This window comes from Streptomyces sp. ML-6, assembly GCF_030116705.1.
In the GTDB taxonomy this organism is placed as follows: domain Bacteria; phylum Actinomycetota; class Actinomycetes; order Streptomycetales; family Streptomycetaceae; genus Streptomyces.
In genome coordinates this window covers 6,950,010-6,969,075 of sequence record NZ_JAOTIK010000001.1, presented here as the reverse complement: position 1 = coordinate 6,969,075, position 19,066 = coordinate 6,950,010, and the positions used below count along the sequence as shown (strand labels likewise).

Here is a 19,066-nt window from a genome sequence, read left to right as displayed (position 1 = left end):
CCTCCGCCCCGGGTCACCGGGTGAACGTGTCGATGGCGGAGATCCGCCAGGTGCCGTCGCGCCGGACGGCGTCCACGGCGAACATGGCCGCCGCGTAGGTGGTCTCCTCCGCCTTGCCGGTACGGGTGTTGCTCTGGTCGGCGTAGATCAGCAGCCGGGCCCGGTCGCCGTTCAGGCGTTCCACCCCGCTGTCGGTGACGGTCGTGGTCAGCACCAGCTTCTGCTTCTGTCCCTGGGCGCGTACCTGGGCGAGCATGTCCCGGTGCTGCTGGACCGCCTTGCCGGTCAGATGGCGCCTCCCCGCCTGCTCGGACTTGGCGGGCGAGGCGTAGTCGTACGAGAAGACCGCGCCGACGGCCTCGGAGATCTGGCCCTTCACCTCGCTGGTGCGGGCGATGTCGGTGAGGGCGGTGTTCTGCCGGGCCGGGTCGTCGCGCAGGTCGTCGGCCGAGGCGAACGCCCAGGCCGCGTAGGCCCCGAGGAGCACGGTGAGGACGCCGAGAACGACGGGGAGCCGGATGCGGAGCCGGGGCATCCACTCGCGCTTCGTCCCCGCTCCCTTCGGCTTCTCCCCTTTCGGCTCCTCCCCCTCCGGTTCCGCTCCGTTCGGGGTCTCCCCCTTCTCCTCCGTCGTCCGCTCGTCGTCGGCGGTGGTGTCCGGCCCGTCAGGGGTTGGCGCGGACTCGTCCCGGGGCCGGGCCGGGTCCTCCGGTCCGCGCTGCGGAGCGATGGTGGTGGCGGCGCGTTCCGCGGCGACGGTGGCCAGTCGGCGCCGGCGGTTGACGAGGTGGCGGGTCGTCGACATGTGCGGGGGTCCTCTCGGTGGCGGGTGGGAGTCGGTGGCGTCGGAGCCGTCGGGCGGCCTCCGACCGGGCTCTCAGCCGGCCGTGTTGCCGACGGGCGCCTGGCCGAGGGCGCTGAGCTTCCACCCCTCGGCGGTGCGGGTGAGCTGTCCGAGCATCCGGCTCTCCTTCACCGCGGGCTTGCCCTCGGGCGCGGTCACGGTGACCCGCAGCGCCACCATGACTCCGGCCCTGCCCGCCCGGTCGTCGAGTTCGGTGACCGCCCCGGACAGGATCTGGGCGGTGCTGACCGTCTTCGCCTCCCGGATCTGCTTCACGAACGCGTCCCGCCCGTCGACGAGTTGCCGGTGCAGGTCGCCGGTGGTGGAGTCGGACCAGCTGTCGAGGCCCTGCTCCAGCTTGCGGTGGTCGAGCGTGTTCATGTTCTGCACGGCCTGTTCCCCCGCGGCCAGCGCCTCGTCGCGGGCCTGCGCGTACGCCGCCGACTCGTCGTGCGCGGCCTCGTACCGGGACACCCCGCCCCGGACCGCCGCGCCGGCGGCCGCGACCGTCAGCACGATCGCCGCCGCCACCAGCGGGTTCACCGTCGTCCGTATCCGTGCCATCGTTCCCTCTCCCTGCCGGCCCCTGCGTGCCGAGTCGCGCGCGTGCGGCTCTTTCATCTGGCGGTGATCTCCACGACGGTCCACCGGCCGTCCCGCAGCCGGGCCGTGACCGACAGCTGCGCCGCCGCCGTGGTGGCCCGCCTGCCCTCGCGCTCGTAGACCTGGTCGAGGAAGACGAGCAGGTGGGCGCTGTCGTCCGTCAGCCGGGTCACCCCGGCGCGCACGACGTGGGTGGTGAGCGTGAGCTTCTGGTCGGCGGCCTGCTTCTCGACCTGGCCGAACAGCGCCGCGTACTGCTGGAGCGCCTTGCCCGCCAGGAGTTTCTTCGCCGCTTCCTTGGTGACGGCGGTGGCCTGCGGGCTGTACGAGAAGACCTTGCCCAGCGCGTTGCTGACGTCGCCCGCGACCCGGGTGGTCGCCTCGCTGTCGGTCAGCGCGTGGTTCGACGTGGCGGGGGTGTCGCGCAGTTTCTCGCCCGCGACGAAGAACGCACCGCCCGTCACGAGCAGCGCGGCCGTCAAGACGGCCGCCACGGGGCGCGGCCACCTCCGCCCGGGTTCCGGCTGCCCGGATTCCGGCTGTCCGGGCGGCTCCTCCCGGGCGTCCGTGCCGGGTTCCGCGAGCTCCTCGGCGTCCGGTGTGTCCACGTCCGTGCGCACGACCGCCGTCCCTCCCCGTTCCTTCATGCGCCGCCCCCGGCCGCGATCGCCGTGAGCGCCTTGATCTTCCAGCCGTCCGGGGTCCGGGCGAGGGTGGCCTCGAAGCGTTTGCGTTCGGTGCCGCCCTTCCCGGTGCGCGGAGTGACCTCGACGTCGACGGTCGCGATCATCTCCGCCGTGCCGGTGCGTTCGTCGAGCGCGGTGAGCGCCGCGTCGGTGACCTTCCCGCGGGCGGTGGCACCCGCCTTGGCCAGTTCCTGGGCGTCCTTGCTCCGGGTGCGTGCCAGCTGGTCGTGGAGCGGTCCGGTCGAGGAGTCGAGCCAGGCCCCGAGGCCGGCGTCCACGCTCCCGGCGTCCTTGCCGTCGAGGCTGTTCAACCGGGCGAGGCGGCTCCTGCCCTCGGCCAGCGCGGCGTCCCGGCTCTTCGCGTACGCCAGGTCGTCGTCGCCTCGGGCCCGTGCGTACGACCAGCCGCCGAGGCCGCAGATCAGCGCGGCGACGAGCAGCGCCGCCCAGCCGCCCAGGGTCTTCGTGCGCGAGGTCATGCGCCGCTCCCCCGTCCGAGTCCGAGCAGTCCGGCCATGCCGTCGGTGGCCGGTGCGGGGTCCGGGGCGACGCCGAGGGCTCCCGGCAGCCGGTTCGTCGTGCCGTTCCCCAGGAGCATCGAGCCGGGCCGGGCGGGCTCGGGCACGGGTCCGCCCTTCGGCGCGTTCGCGCTGCCGCGCACGTTGATGCCGGTGCCGGGCGACGAGGTGCAGCGGGCCTTGGTGTTGACGGCCGGTCCGGGCGTGGTGTCCAGGCCGTTGCGGTAGGTGGTGCCGCCGTATCCGGCGGTGCAGGGCAGCGGTTCGAAGAAGGTGACCGACATGCCGAACCGGGCGCCGTCCCCGTCGATCGCGCTGGATCCGGCGGCGGCCACCGCGGGCAGTCGCACCAGGAGTTCCTCCATGCCGCGCTGGCGGGTGACGGCCACTTCGGAGGTGGTGAGGAGGTTGGCGACGACGACGCCGAAGGCCGGGTCGATGTCCCGCAGCAGTCCGCTCATCTGTACCGCGGCGCCGGGGGCGGCGGCGATCAGTTCGCGCAGGTCGGTGTCGGAGTCCTTGAGCTGTGCGGCGAGTTCCTTGGCGCCGGAGGCGAAGCCCTTGAGCGCCTCGCCCTGTTCGGCCTGGGTGCGCAGCACCGTGCGGGCGTCGGCCATCAGCCGGGTGTTGACCGGCAGGGCGTCGTCGGCCGCCCGGACGAAGTCGCTCCCGGTGTCCAGCAGGACCTGGAGGTCGTCGCCGCGGCCTTCGAACGCGGTGCCGAACTCGTCGACGACGGTGCGCAGGGATTCCAGGTCCACGGAGCCCGCCAGCTCATCGACGCCGGTGAGCACGTCGGTGACGGGGGCGGGGACGGTGGTGTCGGCCTGGTCGATGACGGAGCCGTTCGCCAGGTAGGGGCCCTCGGAGCGGGTGGGCCGCAGGTCGATGTACTGCTCTCCGACCGCGGAGAGGGCGGCGACGACGGCCTTGAGGCCGTCCGGGATCTTCGGGGCGTCCTTCTCGATGCGCAGTTCGGCCTCGACCCCCTCGTCGGTCAGCTCGATCGGTCCGACCCGGCCCACCGAGACGCCCCGGTAGGTGACGTTGGAGTGGGTGTACAGCCCCCCGGTGCGCGGGAGTTGGACCTTGACGGTGTAGTAGCTGCGCAGGCCGACGTAGTGCCCGAGGTCGGCGTACCGGATGCCGAGGAAGCCGAGGACGAGCACCGCGATGACGAGGAAGGAGATGTTCTTGAGCCGGATGGCGAGGGTGATCATCGGCTGCCCCCCTTCGGTTCCGCCGACCCCACCGCGGGAAGGGGCAGCGGCAGTGTCGTGCCGGCCCCGGTCTGCGGAGTGGCCGGGGGGACGAGCGAGGGGATGATCTGCGTGCCGGGCATGGCCGTCACATCCAGGTAGACGTTGAGGTAGTCGCCCTTGACCCCGCGCAGCACCTCGTCCGTGAACGGGTAGGTGAACAGCACCTGGAGGGAATCGGGCAGGTCCTGGCCGGAGTCGGCGAGTGCCTTGAGGGTCGGGGCGATGGCCTTGAGGTCGGCGATCATGTCGGCCTTGCTCTTGTTGATCGTGTCGACGGCGACGGTGGAGAGCGTGTCGAGCGAGCGCAGCATGGTGAGGAGCGAGCCGCGCTGCTTCTCCAGGACCTTCATGCCGGGGGTGAGTTCGGTGAGGACCGTGCCGACGTCCCGCTTGCGGGTGGCGAGGGTGGCGGAGAGCCGGTTCACCCCGTCGAGCGCGTCGGTGATGTCCTCCTTGTGCTCGTCCAGGTTGGTGACGAGGGTGTCGACCCGGCCGAGCATGGAGCGGACCTGGGGTTCGCGTCCGGAGAGTGCCTTGTTCAGTTCGGTGGTGATGGTCTTGAGCTGGTTGACGCCGCCGCCGTTGAGGAGCATCGACAGGGCGCCGAAGACCTCTTCGACCTCGGGGTTCCGGTTGGTCCGGCTCAGCGGGATGCGGTCCCCGTCGGCGAGCCTGCCCCGTGCGGTGCCGCGTGCGGGGGCGGCGAGCTGGATGTACTTCTCCCCGAGGAGACTGGACTGTTCCAGGTGGGCGTAGGCGTTGGCGGGCAGTTCGACCTTGCCGTTGACGCGCATGGTGACCTTGGCGTTCCAGCTGCCCGAGCCGAGGGAGACCTTGGTGACGCGGCCGACGGCGACGTCGTTGACCTTCACCGATGCCTGCGGGGCGAGGCTGAGGACGTCCGCGAATTCCGCGGTGACCTCGTAGGGGTGGTCGCCGAGGTCGGCGCCGCCGGGCAGCGGCACCTGGTCGAGTCCGGTGAAGGCGGGCAGGCCGGAGCCGGTGACGACCAGGGTCAGTCCGACGCCCACGGCCAGCAGTGCGGCGATGCCGGTGGTGCGGGCTCCGGGTCTGCGCAGGACTCGGCTCATCGGTTCGCCCCCTTCTTGTCCGTGGCGGTGCTCGCCGGGGTGCCGTAGACGGTGCCGACGGCCGGGAACGGCAGGGCGGGCAGCGCCTTGCGGCGGGCGGTGTCCACCGGAGTGAGGCCGGCGAGCGCGGCGGCCCCGGTGAGCGGTCCGCCCATGGAGAGTTCGTTGAGGTTGGTGCGGCCGTTGAGCGTGCGGTGCGCCGGGTCGTAGGCGTTGAGGACGTTGTCCGCGGCGAGCGGCAGCGTGTCGAGCGACTCGGCGAGCGAGGCGCGCTGGTCGACCAGGGTCTGGGTGATCGGCACCAGCGCTTCCACGTTCGCCTTCAGGGCGCCGCGGTTCTTCTGGATGAAGCCCTTGACCTGGCCCAGCGCGGTGCCCAGTTCCTTCAGGGCCGCGCCGAGGTTCTCCTTGTCGTCGGCGAGGAATCCGGTGACCGTGTTGAGCTGCTGTTCGGCGGCGCGCACATTGCCGTCGTTCTCCTTCAGCATGGTGGTGAAGGTCTGCAGGTAGGAGAGGGTGTCGAAGAGGTTCCCGCTGCTCTTGTCGAGGGTCTTGGTGGCCTTGCCGAACTGTTCGATGGAGTCCCCGATGGCCTTTCCGTTGCCGTCGAGGTTCTCGGCCCCGGTGTCGAGGAGTCCGGAGAGCGCCCCGTTCGCGTTGGCCCCTTCCGGGCCGAGGGCCTTGGAGAGCTTCGTGATGGAGTCGTACAGCTGGTCCACCTCGACGGGGGTGGCGTTCTTCGCGGCCGGCAGCACCGCGCCGTCCTCGATCAGCGGTCCCCCGTCGTAGGCGGGGGCGAGCTGGATGTAGCGGTCGGCGACGAGGCTGGGGGCGACGACCACGGCGTGCGCCCCCTTGGGGACCTTGACGCCCTTGTCGACCCGCAGGGTGACCTCGACCTCCTCCCCCCGGGGCGTGACCGATTCGACCCGGCCGGCCCGGACGCCGAGGATCCGCAGGTCCGATCCGGCGTACACTCCGGTGGCCCGGTCGAAGTGGGCGGTGATGGTCGTCGTTCCCTCGTCGTCCATGGCCATCACCCCGCCGGTGACCGCGACGGCCACCACGACGAGTCCGGCGCCCATGCCGACGATGCGCTTCATCTTCATGTCAGCGGCCGCCTCGCTGCTCGGGTGGCATGCATCCGGTCGCCGGGGGTGTGCCGGCGGGCAGGTATTCCTTCGGGACGAGTCCGCAGACGTAGTTGTCGAACCAGCGTCCGTTGCCGAGGGTGTTGCCGACGAGCCGGTTGTACGAACCGGCGAGCGAGAGCACCTTGTCGAGGCTCTTGCGGTTCTTCACCAGGACCGCGGTGACCCGGCCGAGCGAGTCCAGGGTCGGCTTCAGCTGCTTGTTGTTGTCCTTGACCAGGCCGGTGATCTGGGTGCCGAGGTTCCGGGTGCCGGTGAGCAGCAGGTGGATGGAGTCGCGGCGGGCCTGGATCTCGCCGAGGAGCAGGTTGCCGTCCTCCAGCAGGGTTTCGAAGCTGCTCTTCTTGTTGGCGAGGGTCTTGGTGAGCTGCTTGCTGCCCTTGAGGAGGGTGGCGAGCTGGGCGTCGCGTTCGGAGACCGTCTTCGAGAGGGCGGAGAGGCCCTCGGCGGCGCTCTTCACGTCCGGCGGGGAGTTCTTGAAGGTGGCGGAGATCGTCTCGAAGCTCTTGGCGAGCTGGTCGGTGTCGATCTCCTCGATGGTCTCGCCGAGTCCGTTGAACGCCTGGGTGACGTCGTACGGGGAGGTGGTGCGGCTCGCCGTGATGCGTTCGTCCGGGTCCTGCGGGGCGTCGCCCAGCGGGTCGACGGCGAGGTACTTCTCGCCCAGCAGCGTCTTGATGGCGATGCCGACGGTGGAGGCGTTGCCGATCCAGGCGTCCTCGACCCGGAAGCCGACCTTCACCTTGGCCCCGTCCAGCGACACTCCGGTGACCTCGCCGACCTTCACGCCGGCGACCCGCACCTCGTCGCCCTCCTCCAGTCCGGCGGACTCGGTGAAGTCGGCGCTGTAGGTGGTGCCGCCGCCGAGGAAGGGCAGCGAGTCGGCGCGGTAGGCGCCCAGCGCGAGGAGGGCGAGGAGGATCAGTCCCACCACGGCGACGGCGACGGGGTTGCGTTCCCGTACGGGTGTGATTCTCATGCCAGGCACCTCGGCTGTGTGATCGCGATGCCGGTGGGCGGGGCGCTGCCGTCCTCGGTCGTCACTCCGCCGACCTTGGCCTCGCAGAGGTAGAGGTTGAGCCACGAGCCGTACGAGGCGATCCGGCTGATCGCCGTCATCTTGGCCGGGGTCTTCTTCAGGAAGTTCTCGATCTGCGGGGTGCCCTCGACCAACTGGTCGGAGAGCCGGCCGAGTTCCTCGATGTCCTTCTTCAGCGGCTTGCGGCCGTCCTCGAAGAGGTCCGCGGTGACGGTGGTGAGCGCGCCCATGGCGGTGACCGCCTCGCCCAGCGGTTTGCGGTCGCCGGAGAATCCGGTGACGAGTTCCTGCAGGGTGACGACGAGGTCGTTGAAGCCGTCCTCGCGGTCGTTGACGGTCTTCAGGACCGTGTTGAGGTTCTTGATCACCTCTCCGATCACCTTGTCCTTGGCGGCGATCGTGCCGGTGAGCGAGCCGACGTGGGAGAGGATGCTGTCGACGGTGCCGCCCTCGCCCTGGAGCACCTGGACGATGGAGCCGGCCAGCTGGTTGACGTCCGGCGGGGAGAGTCCTTCGAACAGCGGCTGGAAGCCGTTGAAGAGCTGGGTGAGGTCGAGTGCCGGGGTGGTGCGGGAGACCGGGATGGTCGCTCCGGCGGCGAAGCTCTCGCCGACCGGCCCGGCGCCCCGGTCGAGGTCGACGTACCGCTGGCCGACCATGTTGAGGTACTTGATCGACGCGGTGACCGAGGCGGGGAGCCTGCGTCCCTTGCGGACGGCGAAGCCGACCTCGGCGAGCCTCTTGTCGGCCACCTCGATGGACTCGACCTGTCCGACCTTGACCCCGGCGATCCGGACGCTGTCGCCGACGATCAGTCCGGTGACGTCGGTGAACCGGGCCTTGTACTCGGTGGTCTCGCCGACTCCGGTGTTGGCGATGGACAGTGCCAGCACGGTGGTGGCGAGCACGGTCACCAGGATGAAGACGATCGATTTCGTCAGCGGACCGGCGAGGGAACGGCGCTTCACTTGAGCTTCACCTCCGCACCGCGGAAGGCCGGACCGATGAGCACGCTGCTCCAGTCGGGCAGGGTCTGCGGCTGGACTTTCAGTGAGGGGGCGACCAGCTCGTTCACGAGCCGGCTCTCCTGCGGGGAGTTGGGCATGCCGAGGGCGGGGCCCCGGTCGGGCCGTGCGGCCCGGTCCGTTCCGTCACCGTGCGCGGCGTTCTCCTGCGAGGCGGCCGGTGCCGTGCGGGCGTCCGCGGTCGGTACGGTCCTGCCGACGTACGGCACGGAGTAGCAGTGCGGTCCGCCGGTGGCGTCGTAGACGGGGGTGTCCTTGCCCGGCACGTACTTTCCCTTGGACTTCACGGGCTGGACCGAGACGTGGAGTCCGGGCTGGTCGGTGCCCTTGCCGAGCGCCTTGTCCATGGCGGGGACGAAACCGGCCATGGTCCGCAGGGTGCAGGGGAATTCGTCCGAGTACCGGGCGAGGAGTTCCAGGGTCGGCCGGCTGGTGGCGGCGAGCCGGATCAGGTTGTCCTTGTTCTCCCGGAGGAAGGAGGTGATGTCCTGCGCGGAGGCGGTGGTGGCCCCGTACAGGTCGGCGAGCTGCGCCTGCTGTTCGGCGACGGTGCCGCTGGTGGTGGTGAAGTCGGTGAGCGCGTCGAGGATGTCGGGGGCGGCGTCCCCGTACACCTTGCTCACCTTGACGAGTTCCTTGATGTCGGCGTTGAGCGTGGGGAGTTGGGGGTTGAACTTCGCCAGGTGGGCGTCGAGCCTGACGAGGGTGTCGCCGAGCTTCTCGCCGCGTCCTTCCAGGGCCCGGGAGACCGCGCCGAGGGTGGAGGCGAGTTTCTCCGGCTTCACGGCGGTCAGCAGCGGCAGGACGTTGTCGAGGACCTCCTCCAGCTCGATGGCGTTCTTCGAGCGGTCCTGCGGGATGACGGCCCCGGCCCGCAGCGTCCGCGCGGACGGTGTCGCGGGCGGCACGAGTGCCACGAACCGTTCGCCGAAGAGCGTGGTGGGCAGCATCTGGGCGGTGACGTCGGCCGGTATCCGGTCCATTTCGTCGGGGTCGATGGCGAGGGTGAGCCGGGCCCCGTCGCCGTCGGCCGCGATGCCGCGGACCTGTCCGACGACGACGCCGCGCAGCTTCACGTCGGCGTTCTGGTGCATCTCGTTGCCGGCACTGCCGGTGCGTACGGTCACGGTGGCGTCGTCGGTGAAGTCCTTCCGGTACACCGAGACCGAGACCCATACGAGTACGGCGGGCACGAGGAGGAAGGCGACTCCGGCGAGCCGGTGGCGGGCGGTCTGCGCGCGTCGGGAGTTCATCAGCCTGCCACCTTCACCGTCGTCGTGGCGCCCCAGATGGCGAGGGAGAGGAAGAAGTCGGTGACGCTGATGAGCACGATGGCGTTGCGCACCGAGCGGCCGACCGCCACCCCCACCCCGGCGGGCCCGCCCGTGGCGTGGAAGCCGTAGTAGCAGTGGGCGAGGATCACCATGACGCTGAAGATCAGCACCTTGAGCACGGACAGCAGCACGTCGTCCGGGGAGAGGAAGAGGTCGAAGTAGTGGTCGTACGTGCCCGCGGACTGTCCGTTGAACAGGATCGTGATGGAGCGGGAGGCGAGGTACGAGGAGAGCAGCCCGATCGCGTACAGCGGGATGATCGCGACGACCCCGGCGATGATCCGGGTGGAGACGAGGTACGGCATGGACCGCACCCCCATCGACTCCAGGGCGTCGACCTCCTCGTTGATCCGCATGGCGCCGAGCTGGGCGGTGAAGCCGGCGCCCACGGTCGCGGAGAGCGCGAGGCCGGCGACGAGCGGGGCGATCTCGCGGGTGTTGAAGTAGGCGGAGATGAAGCCGGTGAAGGCGGAGGTGCCGATCTGGTTGAGGGCCGCGTAGCCCTGGAGGCCGACGACGGTGCCGGTGAAGAGGGTCATCGCGACCATCACGCCGATGGTGCCGCCGATGACCCCGAGGCCGCCGCTGCCGAAGGCCACTTCGGCCAGCAGCCGCTGGACCTCGCGCAGGTAGCGGCGCAGGGTGCGCGGTATCCAGATCAACGCCCGGACGTAGAAGGTGAGTTGTTCACCGGATCGATCGAGCCAGCTGAGCATCGACATCGGTCAGCTCCCCTTCGCGGGGACGATCTGGAGGTAGATCGTCGTGAGGACCGTGTTCACGAAGAACAGCAGCATGAAGGTGATGACGACGGACTGGTTGACCGCGTCGCCGACGCCCTTGGGGCCGCCGCGCGGGTTGAGTCCGCGGTAGGCGGCGACGATGCCCGCGATGAAACCGAAGATGAGCGCCTTGACCTCGCTGATGTACAGGTCGGGGAGCTGGGCGAGGGCGGAGAAGCTGGCCAGGTAGGCGCCGGGGGTGCCGTGCTGGAGGATCACGTTGAAGAAGTAGCCGCCGAGCGTGCCGACGACCGAGACCAGGCCGTTCAGCAGGACGGCCACCAGCATGGTGGCCAGGACGCGCGGGACGACCAGGCGCTGGATGGGCGAGACGCCCATGACCTCCATCGCGTCGAGTTCCTCGCGGATCTTCCGGGAGCCCAGGTCGGCGCAGATGGCCGAGCCCGCCGCACCGGAGATCAGCAGCGCCACGATGATCGGGCTGGCCTGCTGGATCACGGCGAGGACGCTGGCGCCGCCGGTGAAGGACTGGGCGCCGAGCTGCTGGGTCAGCGAGCCGACCTGGAGGGCGATGACCGCGCCGAACGGGATGGAGACGAGTGCCGCGGGCAGGATGGTGACGCTGGCGACGAACCAGAACTGTTCGACGAACTCCCTGAACTGGAAGGGCCTTCGGAACATCTCCCGGCTCACGGTCGCGGCGAGGGAGAAGAGCTTCCCGGTCTCGCGCAGCGGGGCGAGGAGCTGGGTCGGCTGCTTCTGCCGCGAGGCCCCGGGCGTCTTCCGTCCGCCCGTGTCGTCCGCGCCGTCCGGGCCGGAGGGGGGCGGGTCGGGGGGCAGTACCGGCATGGGGGCCGTCACGGGTTCCCACCGCCCGTGGCCGGGGCGTAGCTCTTCATGATCGCGGTGCGGGCGGCCTCGGGCAGCTGGCCCATCATCGACAGGACCCGTTCCCGGCGGCGCAGGGCGGCCTGCCGCACGGGCAGGCCGGGTGACGGCTCCAGCTGCGGTACGACGGTGCGCGGCGCGTTGGCGGAGCTGATGCCGACCCCGTAGCCGTTGATCTCCTCGGCGGCGAGGGTGGCGGCGTCCTTCTCCTCGGCCATCCCGATGGGGCCCTCGCGGCGTCCGGCGAGGAACTGGGAGACCACGGGCATGTCGCTGGTGAGCAGTACCTCGCGCGGTCCGAAGGTGACCAGGTTGCGGCGGAACAGCATGCCCATGTTGTCCGGGACGGTGGCCGCGATGTCGAGGTTGTGGGTGACGATGAGCATCGTCGCGTCGATCTGCGCGTTGAGGTCGATGAGCAGCTGGGAGATGTACGCGGTGCGGACCGGGTCGAGTCCGGAGTCCGGCTCGTCGCAGAGGATGATCTGCGGGTCCAGGACGAGGGCGCGGGCCAGGCCGGCCCGCTTGCGCATGCCGCCGGATATCTCGCCCGGCAGTTTGTCCTCGGCGCCGAGGAGCCCGACGATGTCGATGCGCTCCATGACGATCCGGCGGATCTCCGATTCCTTCTTGCGGGTGTGCTCGCGCAGCGGGAAGGCGATGTTGTCAAAGAGCGACATCGATCCGAAGAGCGCACCGTCCTGGAACATGAGTCCGAAGAGCTTCCGGGTCTCCATGATCTCGCGTTCCGGGCTGTTCACCATGTCGACGCCGTTGATGAGGACGCGGCCCTCCTCCGGCTTCAGCAGACCGATGATGGATTTCAGGAAGACGGTCTTCCCGGTGCCGGAAGGGCCGAGCATCACACTCACCTCGCCGGCGGGCAGCGTGAGGGTGACGTCCTGCCAGATGTTCTGCTTGCCGAAGGACTTCGTCAGGCCCTCGACGACTACTTCGATTCCCATCGGCCCTCCTTCGAAGTTTCTGTGAACGAAGTCATCTGTCAGCGCTCCGGCTCCGGTAAATCCAATGGCGGCTCGTCACACATGCACCAGGGGGCGCACACGCTATGTCTGTCGAAACCGCCAGGACAAGCCGTTGAGCAGCGGAAATCGACGAATCTGAGGTGCAGTACGGGCCACTTGTCAACAAGTGACAAAGCCGTACGGCGACTTTGTCGAAACATGCGCAAACCTTCCGGCCGGAAGGCTGGATTCCGATGGCCGGAGGGGTCGGATCCATCGGGGTTCCCGAGGTACCGGACGAGCAGTCACGGATACGCTTCCTCGCTGCTCAACCGGGACGCTACGGCTCGGTAACCTGGCTTCGCAATACTGGTTCGTAAACTTTCTCCAGGGCGACCCGACTTCTCGCCCCTTTTTGTTTCCGAGTGAGCATTCGATTCCATCGGATTGTCGATGAGTGAGTAATCACGGCGCAGGGAACAGAAGGAGCGAAAAGCCCACCGCACACGTCCGCCCCGCCCGGCAACACCATTCGGGCGGGGCGGACGAAGGGACGGAACGGGTGGTGCCGGCTGAACACGGCCGGGCGCCCCGACGAGCAATCGGATCACCGGCGTCCAGGAAGTCCTCGGCTACTTCGCCGCTCCCGTGTGCCAGCTCTCCGCCAGTCGCCGGCCGGCCTCGGGGGCCGACGCTCCCGGCAGTGCCAGGCCCGCCGTGTAGGTGGCGGCGTTGTCGAGCGTCAGGCTGTTCTTGCCGGAGGCCGACGGAAGGCCCGTCTTCAGGTTGACCGCCCAGTTCAGCTCGCCGAGGGTCAGCGGGCCGCAGCCGCTCACGCCGGGCACCGCGAAGGCCGCGTCCCCCTGCGCGTTGCCGGTCAGCTCGATCCGGTTGAGGAAGCCCCCGGTGTTCGCCGTGCCGTCGGCGTCGAAGCGGCGGCTGCCGATGGCGGGCTGGGTGAGGTTGCGCGGGCTCAGCACGATCGGGTCGGAGGCGGTGCCGATGTAGCACTTCGAGCCCAGGAAGGGATTCTCCAGGTGGATGCGGACCGGGATGTCGACGATCGTCCTCCCGCTCTGCATGCCGGCCGTCAGGTCGAAGTTCGTGGGCGTGCCCACCGACTGCACCGTGGCGACGACCCGGTTGAGGCTGTTGTCCGTCAGGGCCTTGCAGATCTCCGAGACGACCGGGACGCCGCTCGGGCACATCAGGCCGAGGAGTCCGCCGGGGATCTCCGTCGGGGCCCCCACGATCGATCCGCCCGCGGCCGGCACGACCTTGGACGCGCCGGTCGCCGTGTTGCGGACGATGCCGAACTGCAGGTCGTTGGCGCCGGTCGTCGCCTCGGTATTGCCGAGCTTGATGGAGCCGCTCTCGGAATGCGAGGACACGCACATCGCGATCTCGTTCACACCGTCCGCGGCCAGCATGGCCGGGTCGTCGACCGGACAGCGGCTGAACGGCGCCCAGTTGCCGTTCATCCCCTGGGCGGAGGCGGCACTCGCGGGCGAGGTGCTCAGCGGGACTCCCACCGCGACGGCCAGCAACGCGCCGACAAGAGCGGGTCTGACTCGCTTCGGGGCAGCACTCATTGATCGTCCAGCCTTTCTGAGGAAAGAAGTAAAGGGGTGCGCGTTCAGCGTTCGGGCTTGGGCCTCGGGGGCTCCGGGCAGTGCGCCGGCGCGCCGTCCACGCAGAGCGGGCTCTGCATCATCTTGGTGTAGTTCCCCGGTCCGGAGACCGCGGCGGTGAACACGTTGTCCAGGTCCTCGGTCACTCCGCAGCCGGTGAACGGGGGGACGTCGGCGGACCCGAGGAGCGGGCCGCCGGACTTGACGGTGTACCCCTCGTCCGGCCCCGCACCGGTGGAGCCCTTGCCGACGAGGGCGAGCTCCATCGACCGGGCCGTGCGGCAGTTCGGCCCCACGTCGAGGGGTGTGCCGTTCACCGACACGTCGTACAGCCGCAGGCTCACCTGGGCCGTCGCCGTGGTGGATTCCTTCCGGCGGCCGGTCACCGGGTCCGGCGCCCCGTCGTTGAACGTGTCGATGTAGACGGGACCGGTGAGCGACATCTCGACGGTGGCCGTCGTCGGCATGAACCCGAAGGTCAGGAAGGTCGACCGGGCGGGTGGCATCTGGGGCTTGCCCCGGTGGTCCATCGTGCCTTCGCTGTGGACCCAGGTCAGCGAGCCGGTGGGGCAGCTGTAGACCGCGAGCATCGAATTGAGCTGGAGCAGCAGATGGGCCGGGTCCTGGAATTTCGTGGCGGCCTTCTGCTTGTTCACATTGGCGTAGCCGGCCATGTAGCCGTGCGCCGCTCTGGGCGGCGCGGTGACCGGGCCGTAGAGGATCTTGCAGCCGGGGAGGTCCGGCGCCGTGACCTCTTTGGTGTCCGCCGCGACCCCGGCGTCCGCGTTCCGGGCGTCCTCCTGCGGCGTGGTGCCCGCGTCCGGGCCGTCCGGCGCACCGGGCACGGTGCCGTCGGACGGCGCCGGCACCCGCACGGTCCCGAGCTCCGCCGACTGGTCCGCGTCGGCCGTGCAGGTCACCGGGACGACGGTGGGCTCGGGCGTCTCCCCGCCGGACGGCCGGACCACCAGGTCCAGTTGCAGCTTGCCCGCCGCGAAGACCATCGCGCCGCCGGACCGGGGTGTCACGGTGGGCACCGCCCCGCTCGCCCCGACATCCGTGGGCCGGTCCGCGGCGACGGCCGACTCCGGGATCTCCAGGGCCTGCCACATCACGTCCGTCGACACGCCGTTCTGCGTGACCGTCGTCCACAGGCTCGCCGCCCCGGACAGTACGGGGGACTCCCCCTCGGGCAGTTCGCCCAGCAGCTCCGGCGCGAGCGCCAGGCCGATCCGCACCTGTTCCGGCTGGACCGCGACGCCCACCGGGGAGCTCACCGGCAGTTCCACGGAGACGGTCACGTCCGCCCCGTGCTCGCCCGATGCCGTCGTGCAGGAGTACCCGAGCCGGGTCTCCACCACATGGCTCCCGCCGGCCACACCCGTACCCGGCATGAGCCCTGCCAACAGGGCCATCCCGCCGACGGCACCGACCTGGCCCCATCGCCGGGAGCGGATCGACTTCATTCTCATCTCGGCAACCTGCCGTTGTCTCGGAGCTGACTGGTCGTCCGCAAAGGGGAGCAGCTCGCGCCCCCTCGCGGCCGGTGACTCATGGGGAATTCAAGGACCCGCCGGGGCGGGGGTCGCTCACGGTCCAGGAGCCCACCGGTGTCGCCGACGCCGATGTCACGGGCCGACCGGGAGCGGCCACCACCCCGGGAGCTGCCGTCGCCTCGGGAGCTGCCGTCGGGAAACGCCGGAGGATGTTCATGCACGCCCTCACTGCAGATGGGTTCGACTGCGGCCGGATCCCCCGCGCCGGCTCCGTTCGGGAGCGGCGCGGGGGACCCCGGGCGCGGTCAGCGGCTCACGAGTAGGTGATGCTGATCGGGTTGGTGACCTTGTACGTCGCGTCGAACGTGGCCGAGTCACCCGCGTTGAGCAGACCCGCGCAGTTCGTGGCACTCAGGACCTTCAGGCCGGAGCCGTTGTTGATGTCGAGCTCGCCGGTCGCGTTGTTGTACGTCACGTTGTTCACGGACCCGCTGATCACGGCGGTGCAGACCCCGAGGATGGTGTCGCCCGTCAGGTTGACCTTGACCCCGGTCAGGGACCCGGAGGTCACGCCCCCGCTGTAGCTGGCGGCGTCGATGCTGATGACGGCACCAGGAGCGAGCGCGGCGGTGAAGCTGGAGCCGAGCGGTCCGGGGCAGGGGCTGGCCGCGGAACCCCAGGTGACCGAGGTGATCTTCGCGAGGCCCACGCCGGAGGAGTAGGTACCGCTCGGGGCGGTGCCGCTTGCGGGGGACACCGAGCAGTCCACCTGCTGGCCGGTGGTGGTGTCGACCAGGGTCGCCACCGTGCCGGCCTTGAGCGTGGCGGCGAAGCTGCCGTCCGCGTTGGGGTTGGTGACGGTCCAACCCGCGAGGGCGGTGGCCGAGGCGGACGTCGCGGCGAGGCCGAGCGCGGCGGCGGCGACGGTGGTGGCGAACAGGGCGCGGCTGAGGGTCTTTCTCACGGAACTTACCTCCGGGAAGTGGAGTTGGACGTACCCGATTACCTCGCACCAGAGCCTGGGAATGACCGGCTACGAGGGCGGCTCACATCGTGGACGCAGAAGTCGATGGACTCGACTGCGTGATCGAACTCCGTGCGGATCGAACGTTACGAGCCAGTAGCCCGGCGCGGCAATACCCGACGCAGAAATTCCCGCCCCCTCTCGGCAAATGCATTCCGCCTTAGCGAGAACTCAGCAGATCGCCACGGTTTTCTATACGAAAGTGAGTAGTTACGTGCGTGTCATATGCCTGTGAGGGGTCCGGACACTCACCCCTGACACAGTCGGCAAGCTCGGACCGGACCGCCGGGGCGTCTCCTACCCGTCGGTAAGATCGTCGGCGGGGCGGCCGAATGCCGACCCGGCCCCCGCGCCCGCCGCCCCGCTGAACTGCGCGGAGCACCAGGAAAAACCATGCCCCCGGATCCAGGACGCACCGGAGGCCCGCCCGCCGGTACGGCCGAGGCCCGCACCGCGCACGGCAACCGTCCAAGGCCGCGCCCAGGACGCCCCGGCCCCGGCACCCCGGAACGCCCCGGCCTCCCGGGCCAATCGGCTCCGGCCGCAAAGAGGCTGACGAGTTATTCATTCCGGCCGACCGGCTCCGAAACTCCCCCGCGAATCCCTCAATAATTTCCCGAAACCGAAGAACGCATCTCCACAAGACTGTTTTCCGCGCCTTCGGCACCCTGCGGACCGGAGCGCGGTACGGCGGTCACCGTACCGCGGGAGCGCCTCCACGGAAGAATGCGCACCACCCGCACGAAACCCCACCAATCCCCCTGCCGAGAATTGGTTACCCACGGTTACTTTCTTGTCCGCGACAGAGCAGAAGTCCGAAAAACATTGTCCGGAAGTGAGCACTCCCGCCTCACCTGCACCGAAGCACCCCCAACGGCTCCGGGCCGTGTTTCCCCCGCACTTCGGTCGTGCCCAAGTGGTGGGCACGACCGCTGACTTGGTCTATCTTCATCGCGAACTTGGTACGCACCTGTCGGTTCGTGGGAGCGCTTTCCCCACCGCCTGACCCCCCACCGGGCGCCGGAGAGCAAAGGGACAGTCATGCCAGAACTCGTACAGCCGTCGGACACGGGGGATCCGCTGGGGCCGCTCCCCCAGGAATTCGCCGCCATCATGCGGCCCGAACTGCCGAGCCTGATCAAGGAGATCGGGGTCGAGGTCACCCGGGCCTACCCGGAGTACGCCCGGCTGCTCAACGGCCCCAACGGGCAGGCCATCCGGGTCGGCGTCGAGCAGAGCCTCTCCTCCTTCGTGGACCTGGTCGCCGAGCCGTCCACCTCTACCTCACTGCGCGACGACATGTGCCGCCGGTTCGGACGCTTCGAGGCGTACGAGGGCCGCACCATGGAGACGCTCCAGGGCGCCTACCGCCTCGGGGCCCGGGTCGCGCTGCGCCGGGCCAAGAAGGTCGGCCGGAGCCACAACTTCTCGCCGAGCCTCATGCTCAGCTTCGCCGACGCCCTCTTCGCCTACATCGACGAGCTCGAATCCCTGTCCCGCGAGGGCTTCCTGGAGGTGCAGTCGCAGACCGGCGAGCAGACCGAGGCGATGCGCCGGCGCCTGCTGCACCTGATCCTCGCCGGCCGCCCCGCGCCCCGTACCGCGATCGCGGAACTGTGCGAGCAGACCGGCTGGACCCTGCCCGACGAGGTCACCCTGGTCGCCGTCCGCTCCCCCGCCGCCCTGGACCGGGCCGTGGCGGACCGCGACGTCCTGGCCGATCTCAGCGATCCCCAGCCGCACTTACTCGTCCCGGGCGCGTTCGACGACGCCCGAAGACGCATGCTGGACGAGGCGCTCCTCGGCACCCACGCCGCGATCGGCCTGACCGTGCCCACCGCCCTGGCCTCGGACTCGATCCGCTGGGCCCGGCGGGTGCTCGAACTCGTCGACACCAACGTCATCGACGACGCGCCCGTCATCCTCTGCGAGGACCACCTCATCACCCTGTGGCTGCTCTCCGACCCGGTCCTGGTCGACCAGCTCGCCCGGCGCGAACTCGCCCCCATCTCCCACATCAGCACCACCCGCCGGGAACGGCTGGTGGAGACCCTGCGGATCTGGCTGGACACCCGGGGCACCGCGGCCCACATGGGCGAGCTGCTGGACGTCCACCCCCAGACGGTCCGCTACCGGATGCGCAATCTCGAGTCGATCTTCGGCAAGCAGCTGACCGATCCCGAGAGCCGGTTCTCCACCGAGGCCGTCCTGCGTGCGCTCCGGCTGCGGGACCGGAGCGGCGAATCCCTGCTCTGAGTCGACTTCCAGCCGGAGCACGTCACTCACCAAGAGTCAACTTACTTGTGAGTAAAGAGAAATAGCCGGTCACTCTCAAACGGTTGCCACACGGAGACGTTCTCAACGAGAAACCCGGAACTGCGTGCCGTACACATGGAGGAGTCGGCCGCCCACCCTGCGGCCGCACCCCGTACCACCTCCTGGCCGGCCGTTCCGAGAGGGAACCACCCATGACCGCCTCGCACCTCCTCGTCCCCGTGCCGATCCCGGACCGGGTCGCCGCGCTGATCGGGTCCTGCATCCCGCCGCACATCCTGCAGGCGGAGTTCGACGCCGACTGCGCCGCGCGCGAGGTGCGCCGCTTCCGCGGTCCGCTGCTCTGCGTCGAGGACCGGGCCGACCGCGAGCAGGCGCTCTCCGACCTGGCCCGGGCCAACAAGATCCTCGCCGCCCACCACCCCCGGCTCCCGGTGCGCCCCGGCAGCCCGTGGTGACCGGGAGCCCTCGCCGCTCCCCGCCCGGCGCATG

General features: G+C 69.9%; 18 protein-coding genes. 2 read left to right on the top strand and 16 right to left on the bottom strand.

Annotated elements, in window-relative coordinates; translation table 11 throughout:
- Positions 1–13 precede the first annotated feature (13 nt).
- The 16 genes from OCT49_RS30610 to OCT49_RS30535 form a co-directional block, all read right to left on the bottom strand.
- The gene (locus tag OCT49_RS30610; RefSeq protein WP_283855044.1) at positions 14–805 is read right to left on the bottom strand and encodes a hypothetical protein; all 792 of its coding nucleotides are present in this window, start codon (positions 803–805) and stop codon (positions 14–16) included.
- A gap of 72 nt (positions 806–877) precedes the next feature.
- On the bottom strand, positions 878–1,408 hold the full coding sequence (locus tag OCT49_RS30605; RefSeq protein ID WP_283855043.1) for an Rv1363c family protein: 531 nt from the start codon (positions 1,406–1,408) through the stop codon (positions 878–880).
- A gap of 53 nt (positions 1,409–1,461) precedes the next feature.
- Positions 1,462–2,094: a hypothetical protein gene (locus OCT49_RS30600; RefSeq protein WP_283855042.1), complete on the bottom strand. Its 633-nt coding sequence runs from the start codon at positions 2,092–2,094 to the stop codon at positions 1,462–1,464.
- A complete protein-coding gene (locus tag OCT49_RS30595) occupies positions 2,091–2,612 on the bottom strand; it encodes a hypothetical protein (RefSeq protein WP_283855041.1) in 522 nt (173 codons plus the stop codon). Before OCT49_RS30595 ends, OCT49_RS30600 begins: the two co-directional genes overlap by 4 nt.
- Positions 2,609–3,871 carry an MCE family protein gene (locus tag OCT49_RS30590; protein ID WP_283855040.1) on the bottom strand — a complete coding sequence of 421 codons (1,263 nt, stop codon included), beginning with the start codon at positions 3,869–3,871 and terminating at the stop codon, positions 2,609–2,611. Before OCT49_RS30590 ends, OCT49_RS30595 begins: the two co-directional genes overlap by 4 nt.
- Positions 3,868–5,004 carry an MCE family protein gene (locus OCT49_RS30585; RefSeq protein WP_283855039.1) on the bottom strand — a complete coding sequence of 379 codons (1,137 nt, stop codon included), beginning with the start codon at positions 5,002–5,004 and terminating at the stop codon, positions 3,868–3,870. The genes OCT49_RS30590 and OCT49_RS30585 overlap by 4 nt, the downstream gene beginning before the upstream one ends.
- Entirely contained in the window at positions 5,001–6,113 is a 1,113-nt protein-coding gene (locus OCT49_RS30580; protein WP_283855038.1) for an MCE family protein, read from the bottom strand. The genes OCT49_RS30585 and OCT49_RS30580 overlap by 4 nt, the downstream gene beginning before the upstream one ends.
- Before the next feature lies 1 nt (position 6,114).
- Positions 6,115–7,134, bottom strand: coding sequence for an MCE family protein (locus OCT49_RS30575; protein ID WP_283855037.1), 1,020 nt, complete (start codon positions 7,132–7,134; stop codon positions 6,115–6,117).
- A complete protein-coding gene (locus OCT49_RS30570; RefSeq protein ID WP_283855036.1) occupies positions 7,131–8,162 on the bottom strand; it encodes an MCE family protein in 1,032 nt (343 codons plus the stop codon). Before OCT49_RS30570 ends, OCT49_RS30575 begins: the two co-directional genes overlap by 4 nt.
- Positions 8,159–9,472 carry an MCE family protein gene (locus OCT49_RS30565; protein WP_283855035.1) on the bottom strand — a complete coding sequence of 438 codons (1,314 nt, stop codon included), beginning with the start codon at positions 9,470–9,472 and terminating at the stop codon, positions 8,159–8,161. Before OCT49_RS30565 ends, OCT49_RS30570 begins: the two co-directional genes overlap by 4 nt.
- Positions 9,472–10,275 (bottom strand): MlaE family ABC transporter permease, encoded by an 804-nt coding sequence (locus OCT49_RS30560; protein WP_283855034.1) that lies wholly within the window; start codon positions 10,273–10,275, stop codon positions 9,472–9,474. The genes OCT49_RS30565 and OCT49_RS30560 overlap by 1 nt, the downstream gene beginning before the upstream one ends.
- A gap of 3 nt (positions 10,276–10,278) precedes the next feature.
- The gene (locus OCT49_RS30555; RefSeq protein ID WP_283855033.1) at positions 10,279–11,157 is read right to left on the bottom strand and encodes an MlaE family ABC transporter permease; all 879 of its coding nucleotides are present in this window, start codon (positions 11,155–11,157) and stop codon (positions 10,279–10,281) included.
- Positions 11,154–12,149 carry an ABC transporter ATP-binding protein gene (locus tag OCT49_RS30550; protein ID WP_283855032.1) on the bottom strand — a complete coding sequence of 332 codons (996 nt, stop codon included), beginning with the start codon at positions 12,147–12,149 and terminating at the stop codon, positions 11,154–11,156. Before OCT49_RS30550 ends, OCT49_RS30555 begins: the two co-directional genes overlap by 4 nt.
- 632 nt (positions 12,150–12,781) lie before the next feature.
- A complete protein-coding gene (locus OCT49_RS30545) occupies positions 12,782–13,741 on the bottom strand; it encodes a hypothetical protein (RefSeq protein WP_283855031.1) in 960 nt (319 codons plus the stop codon).
- 44 nt (positions 13,742–13,785) lie between these two features.
- Positions 13,786–15,252 carry a DUF6801 domain-containing protein gene (locus tag OCT49_RS30540; protein WP_283855030.1) on the bottom strand — a complete coding sequence of 489 codons (1,467 nt, stop codon included), beginning with the start codon at positions 15,250–15,252 and terminating at the stop codon, positions 13,786–13,788.
- A gap of 337 nt (positions 15,253–15,589) precedes the next feature.
- Positions 15,590–16,240 carry a hypothetical protein gene (locus OCT49_RS30535; RefSeq protein WP_283855029.1) on the bottom strand — a complete coding sequence of 217 codons (651 nt, stop codon included), beginning with the start codon at positions 16,238–16,240 and terminating at the stop codon, positions 15,590–15,592.
- Positions 16,241–17,341: 1,101 nt separating this feature from the next.
- On the opposite strand from OCT49_RS30535, the gene OCT49_RS30530 reads away from it, so the two are divergent.
- Both OCT49_RS30530 and OCT49_RS30525 read left to right on the top strand, forming a co-directional pair.
- Positions 17,342–18,556: a PucR family transcriptional regulator gene (locus OCT49_RS30530; RefSeq protein ID WP_283855028.1), complete on the top strand. Its 1,215-nt coding sequence runs from the start codon at positions 17,342–17,344 to the stop codon at positions 18,554–18,556.
- Positions 18,557–18,768: 212 nt separating this feature from the next.
- On the top strand, positions 18,769–19,032 hold the full coding sequence (locus OCT49_RS30525; RefSeq protein WP_283855027.1) for a hypothetical protein: 264 nt from the start codon (positions 18,769–18,771) through the stop codon (positions 19,030–19,032).
- Positions 19,033–19,066: the final 34 nt, after the last annotated feature.